The sequence below is a fragment of the Pseudomonas rhodesiae genome (genome assembly GCF_013285305.1).
Classification (GTDB): Bacteria; Pseudomonadota; Gammaproteobacteria; order Pseudomonadales; family Pseudomonadaceae; genus Aquipseudomonas; species Aquipseudomonas rhodesiae.
Window position 1 is genome coordinate 1,370,728 of the sequence record NZ_CP054205.1, and the last position, 15,499, is coordinate 1,386,226.

Sequence of the window (15,499 nt, forward strand, 5' to 3'; positions counted from 1 at the left end):
GCGCGCTTATGAACAAAAAATGCCCCGGTCGAGAGATCGGGGCATTTTTGTTCTGGTCAGCAAAGATGACGCCTGGCCTGAGCATCAGGTACAATTCCCGGCTATTTTTCAGCGGGCAATCTGCCTGCAGCCTTTTTGAGTGTTGATCCGTGAGTGATTTGAGTCATATCCGCAATTTCTCCATCATCGCCCACATTGACCATGGCAAGTCGACGCTGGCCGATCGATTCATCCAGATGTGCGGCGGCCTCGCCGAGCGTGAGATGGAAGCCCAGGTCCTGGACTCCATGGACCTCGAGCGCGAACGCGGGATCACCATCAAGGCCCACAGCGTCACGCTGTACTACAAGGCCAAAGACGGCATCACTTACCAACTGAACTTCATTGACACCCCCGGCCACGTTGACTTCACCTACGAAGTCAGCCGGTCCCTGGCGGCCTGTGAGGGTGCCTTGCTGGTGGTCGACGCCGGCCAGGGCGTGGAAGCGCAATCGGTCGCCAACTGCTATACCGCGATCGAACAGGGCCTGGAAGTTATGCCCGTGCTGAACAAGATCGACCTGCCGCAGGCCGAGCCCGAGCGCGTCAAGGAAGAGATCGAGAAGATCATCGGCATCGACGCCACCGACGCGGTCACCTGCAGCGCCAAGACCGGCCTGGGTGTCGACGAAGTGCTCGAGCGCCTGGTCCACACCATTCCAGCCCCCACCGGCAACATCGAAGATCCGCTGCAAGCGTTGATCATCGACTCCTGGTTCGACAACTACCTGGGCGTTGTGTCCCTGGTCCGCGTGCGCCACGGTCGCGTGAAGAAGGGCGACAAGATCCTGGTCAAGTCCACCGGCAAGATCCACTTGGTGGACAGCGTCGGTGTCTTCAACCCCAAGCACACCGCGACCGTTGATCTTAAAGCCGGTGAAGTAGGCTTCATCATCGCCGGTATCAAGGACATCCACGGCGCGCCGGTGGGTGACACCCTGACGCTCAGCTCCACTCCGGATGTGGACGTGCTGCCAGGCTTCAAGCGTATCCAGCCGCAGGTCTACGCCGGTCTGTTCCCGGTCAGCTCCGACGATTTCGAAGATTTTCGCGAAGCCCTGCAAAAGCTGACCCTCAACGACTCGTCGTTGCAGTACACCCCGGAAAGCTCCGACGCCCTGGGCTTCGGCTTCCGCTGCGGGTTCCTGGGCATGCTGCACATGGAAATCATCCAGGAGCGCCTGGAGCGCGAATACGACCTGGACCTGATCACCACCGCGCCTACCGTTATTTTCGAGCTGCTGCTCAAAACCGGTGAAACGATTTACGTCGACAACCCCTCCAAGCTTCCGGATCTGTCGTCGATCGAAGACATGCGCGAGCCTATCGTGCGGGCCAATATCCTGGTTCCGCAGGAGCATTTGGGCAACGTTATTACCCTGTGTATCGAAAAGCGTGGCGTTCAGCGCGACATGCTGTTCCTCGGCACTCAGGTTCAAGTGACTTACGACATGCCGATGAACGAAGTGGTCTTGGACTTCTTCGACCGTCTCAAGTCCACCAGTCGCGGCTATGCTTCGCTGGACTACCATTTCGATCGTTACCAATCGGCTAATCTGGTGAAACTGGATGTGCTGATCAACGGCGACAAGGTCGATGCCTTGGCACTGATCGTGCACAAGGACAATGCGCATTACAAAGGTCGCCAGTTGACCGAGAAGATGAAAGAACTGATTCCGCGTCAGATGTTCGACGTCGCGATCCAGGCCGCCATCGGCGGGCAGATCATTGCGCGAACCTCCGTCAAGGCACTCAGAAAGAACGTGCTGGCCAAATGCTACGGCGGTGACGTAAGCCGTAAGCGCAAGCTGCTTGAGAAGCAAAAGGCCGGTAAAAAACGCATGAAGCAAGTGGGCAACGTGGAAGTTCCACAAGAAGCCTTCCTTGCGGTGCTCAGGTTGGATAGTTAGGTCCTATGTCGCTAAATTTCCCGCTGTTGCTGGTCATCGCCGTTGCCGTCTGCGGTCTCTTGGCGTTGCTCGATCTGGTGTTCTTCGCCCCGCGTCGGCGGGCGGCTATCGCGTCCTATCAAGGCAGCGTCAGCCAGCCCGATGGCGTGGTGATCGAGAAGCTGAACAAAGAGCCTTTGCTGGTTGAGTACGGCAAGTCGTTCTTCCCGGTGTTGTTCATCGTGCTGGTGCTGCGTTCGTTCCTGGTGGAGCCGTTTCAGATCCCGTCGGGGTCGATGAAACCTACCTTGGACGTGGGTGACTTCATCCTGGTGAACAAGTTTTCCTATGGGATCCGCTTGCCGGTGATCGATAAGAAGGTCATCGAAGTCGGCGACCCGCAGCGCGGCGACGTGATGGTATTCCGCTACCCAAGCGATCCGAACGTCAACTACATCAAGCGTGTGGTTGGCCTGCCGGGCGATGTGATCCGTTACACCAGCGACAAGCGCCTGTTCATCAACGGTGAGTCGGTGGCCGAAAAACTGCTCGGTTCCGAACCGAACAGCCTGGGCAGCGCCGAGCTGTATCAGGAGAAGCTCGGTGCCGTGGAGCACGAGATCCGTAAGGAGATGAGCCGCTATCGCGCCCAGCCTGACGGCCAGTGGAAAGTGCCTGCCGGGCACTATTTCATGATGGGCGACAACCGTGACAACTCCAATGACAGCCGCTACTGGGATGACCCCAGTATTCCCAAAGAGCTGCTGGGCATGGTTCCCGACCAGAATATCGTCGGCAAGGCCTTCGCGGTCTGGATGAGTTGGCCGGAACCCAAGCTCAGCCACCTGCCGAACTTCTCGCGGGTCGGGCTGATCAAGTAATACAAGCGGCGCTGTGAACACAGCGCCGAATGCTTTTCTGGGGCGTGGACAATTCGCGCCCCATGCAACACCCATCAGGATTTGAATTTGAACACTGCGTCAATCGTCGATGGCCGCCGGTGCCACCAACTCACTATGGATAAACCGTGACCGTTTCTCTCAGTCGTCTCGAGCGCCAGCTCGGCTACACCTTCAAGGACCAGGAATTGATGGTCCTTGCCCTCACACACCGCAGCTTCGCAGGGCGCAATAACGAGCGCCTGGAATTTCTCGGTGATGCCATCCTCAATTTCGTTGCCGGTGAAGCCCTTTTCGAGCGCTTCCCCCAAGCCCGTGAAGGCCAGCTCTCGCGCCTGCGCGCACGCCTGGTCAAGGGCGAAACCCTGGCCGTACTGGCTCGCGGTTTCGGCCTGGGCGAGTACTTGCGCCTGGGTTCCGGCGAATTGAAAAGCGGCGGGTTTCGCCGTGAATCGATCCTGGCCGATGCCCTCGAAGCGCTGATCGGCGCTATCTACCTGGATGCGGGCATGGAAGCGGCCAAGGAGCGGGTCACCGCATGGCTGACCTCCGAGATCGAAAGCCTGACCCTGGTCGATACCAACAAAGATCCCAAGACCCGCCTGCAGGAATTCCTGCAATCGCGCGGCTGCGAACTGCCCCGCTACGAAGTGGTGGATATCCAGGGTGAGCCCCATTGCCGCGTGTTCTTCGTGGAATGTGAAATCACCTTACTGAACGAAAAAAGCCGAGGTCAGGGTGTGAGCCGTCGTATTGCCGAACAGGTAGCGGCCGCTGCAGCACTGATTGCCCTGGGCGTGGAGAATGGCCATGACTGATTCAACCGCAACACGCTGTGGCTATGTTGCCATCGTCGGCCGCCCCAACGTGGGCAAGTCCACGCTGCTCAACCACATCCTGGGGCAGAAGCTGGCGATTACCTCGCGCAAGCCGCAGACCACCCGCCACAACATGCTGGGCATCAAGACCGAAGGCAATGTGCAAGCGGTCTACGTCGACACCCCGGGCATGCACAAAGGCGGCGAAAAAGCCCTTAACCGCTATATGAACAAGACCGCTTCGGCCGCGTTGAAAGACGTCGACGTGGTGATCTTCGTGGTCGACCGCACCAAGTGGACCGATGAAGACCAGATGGTTCTGGAGCGCGTGCAGTACGTCACCGGCCCGTTGATCGTCGCGCTGAACAAGACCGACCGCATCGAAGACAAAGCCGAGCTGATGCCGCACCTGAGCTGGCTGCAGGAACAACTGCCGAACGCCCAGATCATCCCGATTTCCGCCCAGCACGGCCACAACCTCGATGCCCTGGAGCGCGTGATCGCCGAGCACCTGCCGGAGAACGAACACTTCTTCCCGGAAGACCAGATCACCGACCGCAGCAGCCGTTTCCTCGCCGCCGAACTGGTGCGTGAGAAAATCATGCGCCAGATGGGCGCCGAGCTGCCGTACCAGATCACCGTCGAAATCGAAGAGTTCAAGCAGCAGGGCAAGACCTTGCATATCCATGCGCTGATCCTGGTAGAGCGCGACGGCCAGAAGAAAATCATCATTGGCGACAAGGGCGAGCGCATCAAGCGCATCGGCACCGAGGCGCGCAAGGATATGGAATTGCTGTTCGATTCCAAGATCATGCTAAACCTGTGGGTGAAGGTGAAAGGCGGTTGGTCCGATGACGAGCGTGCGTTGCGCTCCCTCGGCTACGGCGACCTGTAAGTACACCGCAGGGCAAAAAATGTGGGAGGGGGCTTGGCCCCGATAGCGGTGGACCAGTTAATAAATACGTGACTGAGCCACCGCCATCGGGGCCAAGCCCCTTCCCACATTAGGTTTATGTTGTTTTCACGATAGAGAACCCATGTCCCAGTCCCCACCTCCCAGCCAACTCGCCTATGTCCTGCACAGCCGTGCCTATCGCGAGACCAGCGCCCTGGTGGATTTCCTCACCCCGCAAGGTCGCCTGCGCGCGGTGTTGCGCAGTGCGCGGGGCAAGGCCGGGACATTGGCGCGGCCCTTTGTGGCGCTGGATGTGGAGTTTCGCGGCAAGGGCGAGCTGAAGAACGTCGGCCGCCTGGAAGGCGTCGGCACCTGCGCCTGGCTCAATGGCGATGCGCTGTTCAGCGGCCTATACCTCAATGAACTGCTGATTCGCCTGCTGCCAGCCGAAGATCCGCACCCGGCGATTTTCGATCACTACGCCGCCACCTTGCTGGCCCTGGCCGAAGGTCGTCCGTTGGAGCCGTTGCTGCGCGCCTTCGAATGGCGTCTGCTGGACGATCTGGGTTACGGCTTTGAACTGAACAACGACCTGCACGGCGACCCCATCGCCGCCGATGGCATGTATCGCCTGCAAGTAGACGCGGGGCTGGAGCGCGTCTACTTGCTGCAACCCGGTCTATTTCAGGGCACCGAGCTGCTGGCCATGAGCGAAGCCGACTGGACCGCGCCCGGCGCCTTGTCCGCCGCCAAGCGCCTGATGCGCCAGGCCCTGGCCGTGCACCTGGGCGGGCGGCCGCTGGTCAGTCGCGAGTTGTTTCGAAAGCCCTGACATCCCCGTGTATGCTGTGCAGCGTTTCTTTCCCCTTTTCAGGAGCGCTTCCGTGACCACCAGCAATCGCATTCTTCTTGGCGTCAACATCGACCACGTCGCTACCCTGCGCCAGGCCCGGGGCACTCGCTACCCCGATCCGGTCAAGGCCGCGCTGGACGCCGAAGAAGCGGGCGCCGACGGCATCACCGTGCACTTGCGCGAAGACCGTCGGCACATCCAGGAACGCGACGTGCTGCTGCTCAAGGACGTGCTGCAAACCCGCATGAATTTCGAAATGGGCGTCACCGAAGAAATGATGGCGTTCGCCGAGCGCATCCGCCCGGCACATATCTGCCTGGTGCCGGAAACCCGCCAGGAACTCACCACCGAGGGCGGCCTGGATGTGGCTGGCCAGGAAGCGCGGATCAAGGCCGCGGTGCAGCGTTTGTCGAAGATCGGCAGCGAAGTGTCGTTGTTTATCGACGCCGACCCGCGCCAGATCGAGGCCTCGCGCCGCGTCGGCGCGCCCGCCATCGAACTGCATACTGGCCGCTACGCCGATGCCACCACGCCGACGGAGGTCGCAGACGAGCTGCAACGCATTATCGAAGGCGTGAACTGCGGTCTCAATGAAGGCTTGATCGTCAATGCCGGCCACGGTTTGCACTACCACAACGTCGAGGCCGTCGCCGCGATCAAGGGCATCAACGAACTGAACATCGGCCATGCCCTGGTGGCCCACGCGCTGTTCGTCGGCTTCAAAGGCGCGGTTGCCGAAATGAAGGCCCTGATCCTGGCCGCCGCCAAGCACTAAAAACAGCCAAGCTGCAATGTGGGAGGGCGTCACCTCCCACATGAGAACCCTTACTGTTTAGCCCGTGTAGGTGTATCGTATCCGCCCTTTGCAGGCTATGGTCCTGCTGGCCGATACGCGAGGTTGTTGTGTCCCGATCCTTTTCCCGTCGACAAATCCTGGGTGGTCTTGCAGGCCTGGTTGTAGTAGGTGTCGGTGCCGGTGGCGGCTACCGCTACTGGCTGGGGAAAGTCGCCGAGGCCGAGGCGGGGCACGATTACGAACTGATCGCGGCGCCGCTGGATGTTGAGCTGGTGCCGGGACATAAGACCGAGGCCTGGGCGTTCGGCCCGTCGGCGCCGGGCACCGAGTTGCGCGTGCGCCAGGGTGAGTGGCTGCGGGTGCGCTTTATCAACCACTTGCCGGTCGCCACCACCATCCACTGGCATGGCATCCGCCTGCCGCTGGAAATGGACGGCGTGCCCTATGTCTCGCAGTTGCCGGTGCTGCCTGGCGAATACTTCGACTACAAGTTCCGCGTGCCCGACGCCGGCAGCTACTGGTACCACCCTCACGTCAACAGCAGCGAAGAACTCGGCCGTGGCCTGGTGGGCCCGCTGATCATCGAAGAGCGCGAGCCTACCGGTTTCAAACACGAATGCACCCTGAGCCTCAAGAGCTGGCACGTGGACGAAGAGGGCGCGTTTGTCGCCTTCAGCATCCCCCGCGAAGCGGCGCGTGGCGGTACGGCCGGGCGCTTGTCGACGATCAACGGTGTGTCCCAGGCGGTGATCGACTTGCCGGCCGGGCAGATCACCCGTGTGCGTCTGCTCAACCTGGATAACACCCTGACTTATCGCATCAATATTCCCGACGTCGAAGCGCGCATCTACGCGTTGGATGGCAACCCTATCGAACCGCGCCCGCTGGGCAAGGAGTACTGGCTGGGCCCGGGCATGCGTATCTGCCTGGCGGTCAAGGCGCCGGCGGCGGGTGAAGAACTGTCGATCCGCAACGGCCCGGTGCGCCTGGGCACCTTCCGCTCAGTGGCCAATACCGACGCGCCCACCGACTGGCCACCGGCGCTGCCGGCCAACCCGATCAGCGAGCCGGACCTGGCCAATGCCGAGAAACTCAACTTCAATTTCGAGTGGGTCGGTTCGGTCTCGGTCAATGTGGACAACGGCAAGCCGCCTAGCCTGTGGCAGATCAACGGCCAGGCCTGGGACATCACTGACAAGACCTGCGCCGACCGGCCGATCGCCACGCTGCAAAAGGGCAAGAGCTACATTTTCGAATTGAAGAACATGACTCAGTACCAGCACCCGATCCACCTGCACGGCATGAGTTTCAAGGTGATCGCCTCGAACCGCCAAAAGGTGATCCCGTATTTCACCGACACCTACCTGCTGGGCAAGAACGAGCGCGCCCGGGTGGCGTTGGTGGCGGATAACCCTGGGGTGTGGATGTTCCACTGCCATGTGATCGACCATATGGAAACCGGCCTGATGGCCGCCATCGAGGTGGCGTGATGCGTCAGTTTCGCCCCACCGCGATCATCGACCGCAGCCGGGACCAGGACTTCATGCGTGAAGCCCTGGCCCTCGCCGCCCAAGGCGCAGCGCTGGGTGAGGTGCCGGTCGGCGCGGTGCTGGTGCAGGACGGCGAAATCATCGGACGAGGCTTTAATTGCCCCATCAGCGGTAACGACCCTAGCGCCCACGCCGAAATGGTTGCCATCCGCGCCGCCGCCCAGGCCGTCAGCAACTACCGCCTGCCAGGCAGCACGCTGTATGTGACCCTGGAGCCGTGCAGCATGTGCGCCGGGCTGATCGTGCATTCACGCATCGCACGAGTGGTGTACGGCGCATTGGAGCCTAAGGCGGGGATCGTGCAGAGCCAGGGCCAGTTTTTTACCCAGGGCTTTTTGAATCATCGGGTGTTGTTTGAAGGCGGTGTACTGGCTGAAGAGTGCGGCACGGTGCTGAGCGAATTCTTCAAAGCCCGCCGGACCAAGTCCCCCCTCTAAAGAACACTGCAGATCAAATGTGGGAGGGGGCTTGCCCCCGATGACGGCGGGTCAGCTAAGGCTATGCTGACGGACACTCCGAGATCGGGGGCAAGCCCCCTTCCACATTTTGAGCTTCATTTTTTCAGCGGGATCGGGGCTTACTTTTTGGCGATGATGACGGCACGCATAGGCGCCGGCAGCCCTTCAATGGTCTTGCTGTGATCATCCGGATCGAGGAAATCGCTGAGGGATTGATACTTCATCCATTCCGTCCCACGTTGTTCCTGCACCGTGGTCACACTCACATCCACACACCGCACATCACTGAACCCGGCACGCCGCAGCCATAGCATCAACGCCGGCACCGAGGGCAGGAACCACACGTTGCGCATCTGCGCGTAGCGATCTTCCGGCACCAGCACTTGTTGCTGATCGCCTTCCACCACCAAGGTTTCCAGCACCAGCTCGCCGCCTTTGACCAGTGTGTCCTTGAGCGCCAGCAAGTGCTCGATGGGCGAGCGACGGTGGTAGAAAACGCCCATGGAAAACACCGTGTCGAAGCCTTCCAGGTTGGGCGGCAGGTCTTCGAACGGGAACGGTAGGTGCCAGGCTTTGGGCTCGGACAGGTAGCGTTGCACCGCCTGGAACTGGCAGAAGAACAACCAGTTGGGGTCCACGCCGATCACGCTGTCGGCACCGGCGCCGAGCATGCGCCACATGTAGTAGCCATTGCCGCAGCCGACGTCGAGGATGCGCTTGCCCTTGAGGTTCAGGTGCGGCGCCACCCGCGACCACTTCCAGTCCGAGCGCCATTCGGTGTCCACGTGCACGCCGAACAAATGGAACGGGCCTTTGCGCCAGGGGCTCAGGCCCATGAGTGCGGTGTGCATCTGCGCGCGGGTGGCGTCGTCGCAGTCGGCGTCCAGGGTCAGGCCGTTCAGCAGGTCGACGTGGTCGGGCGCTAGGGTCGGCAGTGCGTCCAGCGCGCTCTGCCAGCGCGCGAGGTCGCCGTGGCCTTTCTCCATTTTGCTGTCGAGTTGCGCCTGCAGGCCCTGGGCCCAGACGGCCAGGGGCGTGCCGACCAGATGGCGGGCGAGGGGGGACAGATCAATCATGGCAAGGCAATCAACGAGGCAAAGTTAAGACACTGGAACCACGGCACGACTTTCGAGAACCCGGCCGCCAGCAGGCGTTCGCGGTGTTCTTCGAGGCTGTCGGGCTTCATGACGTTTTCGATGGCGCTGCGTTTCTGGGCGATTTCCAGTTCGCTATAGCCGTTGGCGCGTTTGAACGCCACATGCAGGTCGGTGAGCAGTGCGTGTTCTTCGAGATCATCGAAGCGCAGCTTTTCCGAGAGGATCAGCGCGCCGCCCGGCAACAGCGCCTGACGAATACGGCCGAGCAATGCCAGGCGCTCCTCGGGGGCGATGAACTGCAAGGTGAAGTTCAGCGCCACCACCGACGCCGGCTGGAACTGCAACGCGAGGATATCGCCCTCGACCACCTGCACCGGCAGCAACTCCTGAAACATCGAGTCCTGGCCATTGAGGTATTCGCGACAGCGTTCGACCATCGCCGCCGAGTTATCCACCGCGATCACCGAGCAGCCCTCGGTGCGCACATGGCGCCGCAGAGCCTGGGTCACCGCGCCGAGGGATGAGCCCAGGTCGTAGAGCACGCTGTGGGGTTGGGCGAACTGCGCGGCCAGCACGCCGAGGTTCTCGACAATGGTCGGATACCCAGGCACCGAGCGTTTGATCATGTCGGGAAACACCCGCACTACATCCTCGTTAAAGGCGAAGTCCGGCACCTGGGGCAGGGGCTGGGCGAACAGGCGATCGGGTTCTTGGCTCACGGTTGTTCCGGCGACGTTGGGGGAAAGGCCGGCATTTTAGCCAAGTTGAAGGAGGAGTGCGCGGTTTGTCTGAAAGCCACTATCGATTCAGATAAGACTGCACGGGCTCGTTAGCGGGTGCAGTCTTCGTAAGCGGTGGGTAATGACGGTAGCTAAGTTGATTCTTGGAGATCAAACGTTGCGTCTATTTTGTAAGTGTCTGAACCATTGCTTTTGGCAGTGAGGGAAAGTTTGCCTTTGTAATGTCGATTAGTATGATCAGGTGTGATATCAAGGGTGCCTTCGTAGTTTTGAAGGCTATCAAGTTCTGCTGGAACTACCATGGCGCTTCTGAAACTGGAAAAGTTATCTAAAACATGTTTGCCTGCAACAATGTTTGGGGTCAGTGTCAAGGTTATTGACGACCAACGATTTTCGGAAACCTTATCCCCTGCATAGATCTCAAGTTCCCTGTCGTCATAATATAAGTAAAAGCTCTCGCCGACGAAGTCTGTGGGCGCATCGTTCTTGGAAATAGTGCCCGAAAATTCTCCATTTGCGTTCTTTTGGTTTCTCATGATTTAGTCTCCAATTTTCTGAATAAACATTACATGTTGGACGTATGAGTAATCTATTCTTGGTTTGAAAATTGGAATACTGTCAACTATGACAGTTTGATAGACGGATTTGATATAAGGTTTCGCGCTGAATTGTCTAATGAGTGTTTTATTGATTGAGTTTAAAGAGTGCGCTTAGAAGCGCTTACTGAAAATGCCGCGGCTGTAATTCCCCACTGGCCAAGCCAATAGGTAGTAATCAGCAAATACGGCGCGGCTTCGAACGTCACCACGAACCGATTGATGCCGATCAGCGTGTCGGAAAACACAAAGGATGCGGCCCCCGCCGCGGCCAGCAGCGCCGAACGCTTGGGCACATCACCGCCCAAGCGGGCCAGCGCGCGCCAGAGCATGGCGCTGATCACCAGGGCATAAACCACCACAGGTATCAACAAATCCCCCAGGCCATGGGAAATCAGGAGGCTCAACAGCACCGCTCCCACGCCCAGCGCGAGGATCAACGGCAGCGGTGCCAAGCGGCGGCAATCGCTGAAATAAGCCTTGAGGTACGCCAAGTGCGCCAACAGAAACGCGCCCAGGCCAAAGATAAACAGGTCCCCCGGCCAGGCCAGCAGAACATCCCCCACCAGCGAGAAAATCAGCCCCAGGCTGATCCAGCGGCGATAGTCGGTGGGCGGCGCATCGTGCAGCCAGCCCAGCAGTGCCAGCACCGGCAAGGGTTTGACCAGCAGGCACAGCAGCGTGGCGTGGGTGGTCAGGCCGTAGATAAAAGTGCCGGCGCCCATCAGCGCAAGAATCAGCCACGGCATATCAGTTCACCGTAATGGCGCAGTCGAAGGCTTCAACGGGTTCGGCTTCCGGCTCCCAGGGCTGCTGGGAGGTCAGGCGCAAGCGACCCTGACCCGGCGCGAAAGCCTGGAACCGCCAGGTCGACTGGCCGCCGCCGCCGATCACCCCGGATTCGCTACTGCTGTAGACCTCGGGGCTCAGCGCACGCAGCACGCCGCCGGCCGAATCCTGGATCGCCCAGCGGTAACCAGTAGTGGGGTTGCTGGGCAGGGTAAGGATCAGGTTTTGCCCGGTTTTCAGTTGGAGCGGGCAGGCGCTCTGGTTTTCCACGGTGACGTTTTGCTTGGGAGCGCTGGCACAGGCGGCCAGCAGGGCAAGGCTCAAGGGGAGAAGCAGGCGGGCAGCGGTCATGAGGGCTCCGTTGTTTGGCGACGAAGACCGAGCATAACCGAAGATAAGACAAGGTGTTACAGGGTGGATACAGGTTGCGGCCACTTACGGCATCGGGGGCAAGCCCCCTCCCACACTGAGTATGTTCACAAATCAACCTGTGGGAGGGGGCTTGCCCCCGATGAGGCCAGTGCAAGGGCTAACGGTCTATCAAAACAGCACCTTCGCCACATCCGCAAAGCGCTTGGCGAAATGCACCGTCATGCCTTCCTTCAGGTACTCCGGCAATTCTTCGAAACTGCCGCGATTGGGCTCCGGCAGGATCAGTTCATGAATCTTCTGGCGCCGCGCGGCGATTACTTTTTCGCGCACTCCGCCAATTGGCAGCACATGCCCGGTCAGTGTCAGCTCGCCGGTCATGGCCACGCCTTTCTTCGGCGGTTGGTTACGGGCCAGGGACAGCAGGGCGCTGGCCATGGTCACACCAGCACTCGGGCCGTCCTTCGGCGTGGCGCCTTCCGGCACATGCAGGTGCACAAAGGCTTCGTCGAAGAACTTCGGGTCGCCGCCAAAAGACTTCAGGTTCGAACTGATGTAGCTGTAGGCGATTTCGGCGGACTCCTTCATCACCTCACCCAACTGGCCGGTCAGCTTGAAGCCACGGTTAAGGGTGTGAATGCGCGTCGCCTCGATCGGCAAGGTGGCACCGCCCATGCTGGTCCACGCCAGGCCGGTGATGACCCCAGTGCCGGACAACACTTGTTCATTACGGAACACCGGCGTGCCCAGGGAGCTTTCCAGGTCTTTGTTGCCGATCTTGATCACGCTGTCCGGCGCATCCAGCAACTTGACCACCGCCTTGCGCACCAGTTTGCCCAGCTGTTTCTCCAACTGGCGCACCCCAGCTTCACGGGCGTAACCGTCGATCAGCGCGCGCAGGGCGCCGTCGCTGATGGTCAGGCTGTTTTTCGCCACGCCGGCTTTTTCCAGCTGCTTGGGCCATAGATGGCGCTTGGCGATGGCGACTTTCTCTTCGGTGATATAGCCCGACAGGCGAATCACTTCCATACGGTCGAGCAATGGGCCGGGGATGGAATCCAGGGTGTTGGCGGTGCACACGAACAGCACCTTGGACAGGTCCAGGCGCAGGTCCAGGTAGTGGTCGAGAAATTCGACATTCTGCTCAGGGTCCAGGGTTTCCAGCAGCGCCGACGCCGGGTCGCCCTGGAAGCTCTGGCCCATCTTGTCGATCTCGTCCAGCATGATCACCGGGTTCATCACCTCCACGTCCTTGAGCGCCTGCACCAGTTTGCCGGGCAGGGCGCCGATGTAGGTGCGGCGATGGCCCTTGATTTCGGCCTCGTCACGCATGCCGCCGACGCTGAACCGATAGAACGGGCGGCCCAGGGACTCGGCGATGGATTTGCCGACACTGGTCTTGCCCACGCCCGGCGGGCCCACCAGCAGCACAATGGAACCGGCGACTTCGCCTTTATAGGCGCCCACCGCGAGGAACTCGAGGATACGGCTCTTGATGTCATCAAGGCCCGCGTGGTGTTTATCCAGCACCTTGCGCGCGTGCTTAAGGTCGAGTTTGTCCTTGCCGTACACGCCCCACGGCACCGACGTGGCCCAATCCAGGTAGTTGCGGGTGACCGCGTATTCCGGCGAGCCGGTCTCCAGGATCGACAGTTTGTTGAGTTCTTCATCGATGCGTTTTTTCGCCTGGGCTGGCAGTACTTTGCCTTCCAGGCGCTGCTCGAATTGCTCGACGTCCGCGCTGCGGTCGTCCTTGGTCAAGCCCAGTTCCTGCTGGATGACTTTGAGCTGTTCTTTGAGGAAGAACTCGCGCTGATGCTCGCCGATTTTGCGGTTCACTTCGGCGGACAGCTCTTTTTGCAGGCGCGCGACTTCGACTTCCTTACGCAGCATCGGCAGCACTTTTTCCATGCGCTTGAGCATGGGCACGCAGTCCAGCACTTCCTGCAGTTCGTTGCCGGTGGCGGAGGTGAGGGCGGCGGCGAAGTCGGTCAGCGGCGATGGGTCGTTGGGGCTGAAGCGGTTGAGGTAGTTCTTCAACTCTTCGCTGTACAACGGGTTGAGGGGCAGCAGCTCCTTGATCGCGTTGATCAGCGCCATGCCGTAAGCCTTGACCTCGTCGGTCGGCTCGGACGGCTGGTGTGGGTATTCGACTTCCACCAGGTACGGCGGGCGATGGTGCTTGAGCCAGGTGCGAATCCTCACGCGGGTCAGGCCCTGGGCGACGAATTGCAGCTTGCCGTTTTCGCGGCTGGCGTGATGCACCTTCACCAGGGTGCCGTACAGCGGCAGGCTGGAGGTGTCGAAGTGGCGCGGGTCTTCCGGCGGCGTGTCCATAAAGAACAGGGCCAGGGAGTGGTGCTCGGACTTGCTCACCAGTTCCAGGGTTTCGGCCCAGGGCTCTTCATTGACGATCACCGGCAACACTTGCGCGGGGAAAAACGGCCGGTTGTGGATCGGGATGATATAGACCTTGTCCGGCAGGTTCTGCCCAGGCAGGGCCAGGCCGGTATTGGACGAGTGGGATTCAGCGTTTTCGGGGTCGGCGTAATCGTTGAGGTCGTAATCGGGAAATTCTTGCTGGTCGCTCATGGGGCACCTGCATCAGGAAGTATGGTGCTTAGATGGGGCGAGGTAGCGGTGGTTTCAATGGTGGGGTTGAGATAGCAACATATTGCATAAAATTACGGCGGCGATCCGGCCATGGGGTCAGCTGATTTTATGAAGGTAGGCAGGCAGCGGCTGTTCTGGCAGGACCGAGAGTACTTTCAAGCGCTGCAACATTCGCTGTCGCGCCCGCTGCAAGTGCTCGCGCAGGTTCAGCGCGGCGGCATCGAAGGCACCGTGCAGCAGCAGTTCGAGAATCAAGCGATGTTCGGCAAGCATTGACGGATCGGCGCCGATCCCCAGCAAACCGTGGAATATCCGACTGATGATCATCGGGCTCTGGCCCTGGCGGATCAACGCCGCGATCTTGCGGTTTTGCAGACCGGCCAGGCAGTGCTGGTGCAAGTCCTCTTCGATGCGCTCGATGGCTTCCAGGCTGCAGTGCGGAGTGCTCTGGGCCTCCAGCACCCGTTGCAGCATGGCTTGCAGCACCTCGCGGTCGAGGTTCGGCGCACTCTGGCGCAAGGCTTCGGGCTCCAGGCAGGCGCGCAGTTCGTAGTCCTCGGTCACTTCCCGGGCTGTCAATGGGCCGGCCAGCCATTGGGAGTAGGGCTCCTTTTCCACCAGCCCACGGTCGCGCAGACGCATCAGCGCTTCACGCACCACCGCGCGGCTGACGCCGTAGTGTTCGGCGGCCGCCTGTTCATCCAGGCGGTAGTGGCCGAAGGCGATGCAGGTGGACAGCGCCGCGCCGATTTCATCGACGATCCGTTCGCCCAACGGTCGCGTGTCCACCAACTCATCTTCGCCGTTCAAGCCCAGGTGCGCAGCGCTCAAGGGCAGGCGCAGCGGCTCCATGGCCAGGCCTTCGGGATTGATCAAGTAACCGCGGCCATTGAAACGGCAAATCAGCCCTTCTTCATGCAGCAGGTCCAACGCCCGGCGTACCGGCACGCGGCTGGTGCCGAACAATTCGGCCAGGGGCGCTTCCAGCAACACTAGCCCATGGCGGGCAGTGCCGTTGACGATCGCATCACGCAACACCTGGTGAATCATCGCGTAACGGGAGGCCGAGGCAGACGCTGCTTTCATCGATTTCTCAAG

15 protein-coding genes are annotated in these 15,499 nt (G+C 60.4%); 8 read left to right on the forward strand and 7 right to left on the reverse strand.

Annotated elements, in window-relative coordinates:
• The first annotated feature begins 149 nt into the window (after positions 1-149).
• From lepA to tadA, 8 genes are all read left to right on the forward strand, one after another.
• Positions 150-1,949: a translation elongation factor 4 gene (gene lepA, locus HRH33_RS06130; RefSeq protein ID WP_034137119.1), complete on the forward strand. Its 1,800-nt coding sequence runs from the start codon at positions 150-152 to the stop codon at positions 1,947-1,949.
• 5 nt (positions 1,950-1,954) lie between these two features.
• Entirely contained in the window at positions 1,955-2,809 is an 855-nt protein-coding gene (gene lepB, locus HRH33_RS06135; protein ID WP_034137120.1) for a signal peptidase I, read from the forward strand.
• Positions 2,810-2,955: 146 nt separating this feature from the next.
• Positions 2,956-3,645, forward strand: coding sequence for a ribonuclease III (gene rnc / locus HRH33_RS06140; protein ID WP_033902449.1), 690 nt, complete (start codon positions 2,956-2,958; stop codon positions 3,643-3,645).
• Positions 3,638-4,540 carry a GTPase Era gene (gene era, locus HRH33_RS06145; protein ID WP_016978271.1) on the forward strand — a complete coding sequence of 301 codons (903 nt, stop codon included), beginning with the start codon at positions 3,638-3,640 and terminating at the stop codon, positions 4,538-4,540. Before rnc ends, era begins: the two co-directional genes overlap by 8 nt.
• 142 nt (positions 4,541-4,682) lie before the next feature.
• Entirely contained in the window at positions 4,683-5,372 is a 690-nt protein-coding gene (gene recO, locus HRH33_RS06150) for a DNA repair protein RecO (RefSeq protein ID WP_167417236.1), read from the forward strand.
• Positions 5,373-5,424: 52 nt separating this feature from the next.
• Positions 5,425-6,168, forward strand: coding sequence for a pyridoxine 5'-phosphate synthase (pdxJ, locus tag HRH33_RS06155; RefSeq protein ID WP_034096056.1), 744 nt, complete (start codon positions 5,425-5,427; stop codon positions 6,166-6,168).
• Between the two features lie 128 nt (positions 6,169-6,296).
• Positions 6,297-7,679, forward strand: a complete 1,383-nt coding sequence (locus HRH33_RS06160) for a multicopper oxidase family protein (RefSeq protein WP_167417235.1) — start codon at positions 6,297-6,299, stop codon at positions 7,677-7,679.
• Positions 7,679-8,176 carry a tRNA adenosine(34) deaminase TadA gene (gene tadA, locus HRH33_RS06165; protein WP_034111892.1) on the forward strand — a complete coding sequence of 166 codons (498 nt, stop codon included), beginning with the start codon at positions 7,679-7,681 and terminating at the stop codon, positions 8,174-8,176. Before HRH33_RS06160 ends, tadA begins: the two co-directional genes overlap by 1 nt.
• 140 nt (positions 8,177-8,316) lie before the next feature.
• Here tadA and cmoB read toward each other — a convergent pair whose 3' ends face one another.
• The 7 genes from cmoB to HRH33_RS06200 all read right to left on the reverse strand — a co-directional run bounded on the left by cmoB (position 8,317) and on the right by HRH33_RS06200 (position 15,487).
• The gene (gene cmoB / locus HRH33_RS06170) at positions 8,317-9,273 is read right to left on the reverse strand and encodes a tRNA 5-methoxyuridine(34)/uridine 5-oxyacetic acid(34) synthase CmoB (protein WP_034111893.1); all 957 of its coding nucleotides are present in this window, start codon (positions 9,271-9,273) and stop codon (positions 8,317-8,319) included.
• Positions 9,270-10,013, reverse strand: coding sequence for a carboxy-S-adenosyl-L-methionine synthase CmoA (gene cmoA, locus HRH33_RS06175; RefSeq protein WP_034137125.1), 744 nt, complete (start codon positions 10,011-10,013; stop codon positions 9,270-9,272). The genes cmoB and cmoA overlap by 4 nt, the downstream gene beginning before the upstream one ends.
• A 152-nt stretch (positions 10,014-10,165) precedes the next feature.
• Positions 10,166-10,570, reverse strand: coding sequence for a hypothetical protein (locus HRH33_RS06180; protein WP_167417234.1), 405 nt, complete (start codon positions 10,568-10,570; stop codon positions 10,166-10,168).
• A gap of 161 nt (positions 10,571-10,731) precedes the next feature.
• Entirely contained in the window at positions 10,732-11,379 is a 648-nt protein-coding gene (locus HRH33_RS06185; protein WP_167417233.1) for a lysoplasmalogenase, read from the reverse strand.
• A 1-nt stretch (position 11,380) separates the two neighbouring features.
• A complete protein-coding gene (locus tag HRH33_RS06190; protein ID WP_034096061.1) occupies positions 11,381-11,770 on the reverse strand; it encodes a protease inhibitor I42 family protein in 390 nt (129 codons plus the stop codon).
• Between the two features lie 189 nt (positions 11,771-11,959).
• Positions 11,960-14,380 carry an endopeptidase La gene (lon, locus tag HRH33_RS06195; RefSeq protein WP_034137127.1) on the reverse strand — a complete coding sequence of 807 codons (2,421 nt, stop codon included), beginning with the start codon at positions 14,378-14,380 and terminating at the stop codon, positions 11,960-11,962.
• A 117-nt stretch (positions 14,381-14,497) separates the two neighbouring features.
• Complete coding sequence (locus HRH33_RS06200) at positions 14,498-15,487, reverse strand: GntR family transcriptional regulator (RefSeq protein ID WP_034137128.1); 990 nt, start codon at positions 15,485-15,487, stop codon at positions 14,498-14,500.
• Positions 15,488-15,499 lie beyond the last annotated feature (12 nt).

Excerpts from the sequence above, each read along its gene's own strand:
- lepB (WP_034137120.1), top strand. The coding sequence starts at position 1,955 with ATGTCGCTAAATTTCCCGCTGTTGCTGGTCATCGCCGTTGCCGTCTGC.
- era (WP_016978271.1), top strand. The coding sequence starts at position 3,638 with ATGACTGATTCAACCGCAACACGCTGTGGCTATGTTGCCATCGTCGGC.
- recO (WP_167417236.1), top strand. The coding sequence starts at position 4,683 with ATGTCCCAGTCCCCACCTCCCAGCCAACTCGCCTATGTCCTGCACAGC.
- tadA (WP_034111892.1), top strand. The coding sequence starts at position 7,679 with ATGCGTCAGTTTCGCCCCACCGCGATCATCGACCGCAGCCGGGACCAG.
- cmoB (WP_034111893.1), bottom strand. The coding sequence starts at position 9,273 with ATGATTGATCTGTCCCCCCTCGCCCGCCATCTGGTCGGCACGCCCCTG.
- HRH33_RS06180 (WP_167417234.1), bottom strand. The coding sequence starts at position 10,570 with ATGAGAAACCAAAAGAACGCAAATGGAGAATTTTCGGGCACTATTTCC.
- HRH33_RS06185 (WP_167417233.1), bottom strand. The coding sequence starts at position 11,379 with ATGCCGTGGCTGATTCTTGCGCTGATGGGCGCCGGCACTTTTATCTAC.
- HRH33_RS06190 (WP_034096061.1), bottom strand. The coding sequence starts at position 11,770 with ATGACCGCTGCCCGCCTGCTTCTCCCCTTGAGCCTTGCCCTGCTGGCC.
- lon (WP_034137127.1), bottom strand. The coding sequence starts at position 14,380 with ATGAGCGACCAGCAAGAATTTCCCGATTACGACCTCAACGATTACGCC.
- HRH33_RS06200 (WP_034137128.1), bottom strand. The coding sequence starts at position 15,487 with ATGAAAGCAGCGTCTGCCTCGGCCTCCCGTTACGCGATGATTCACCAG.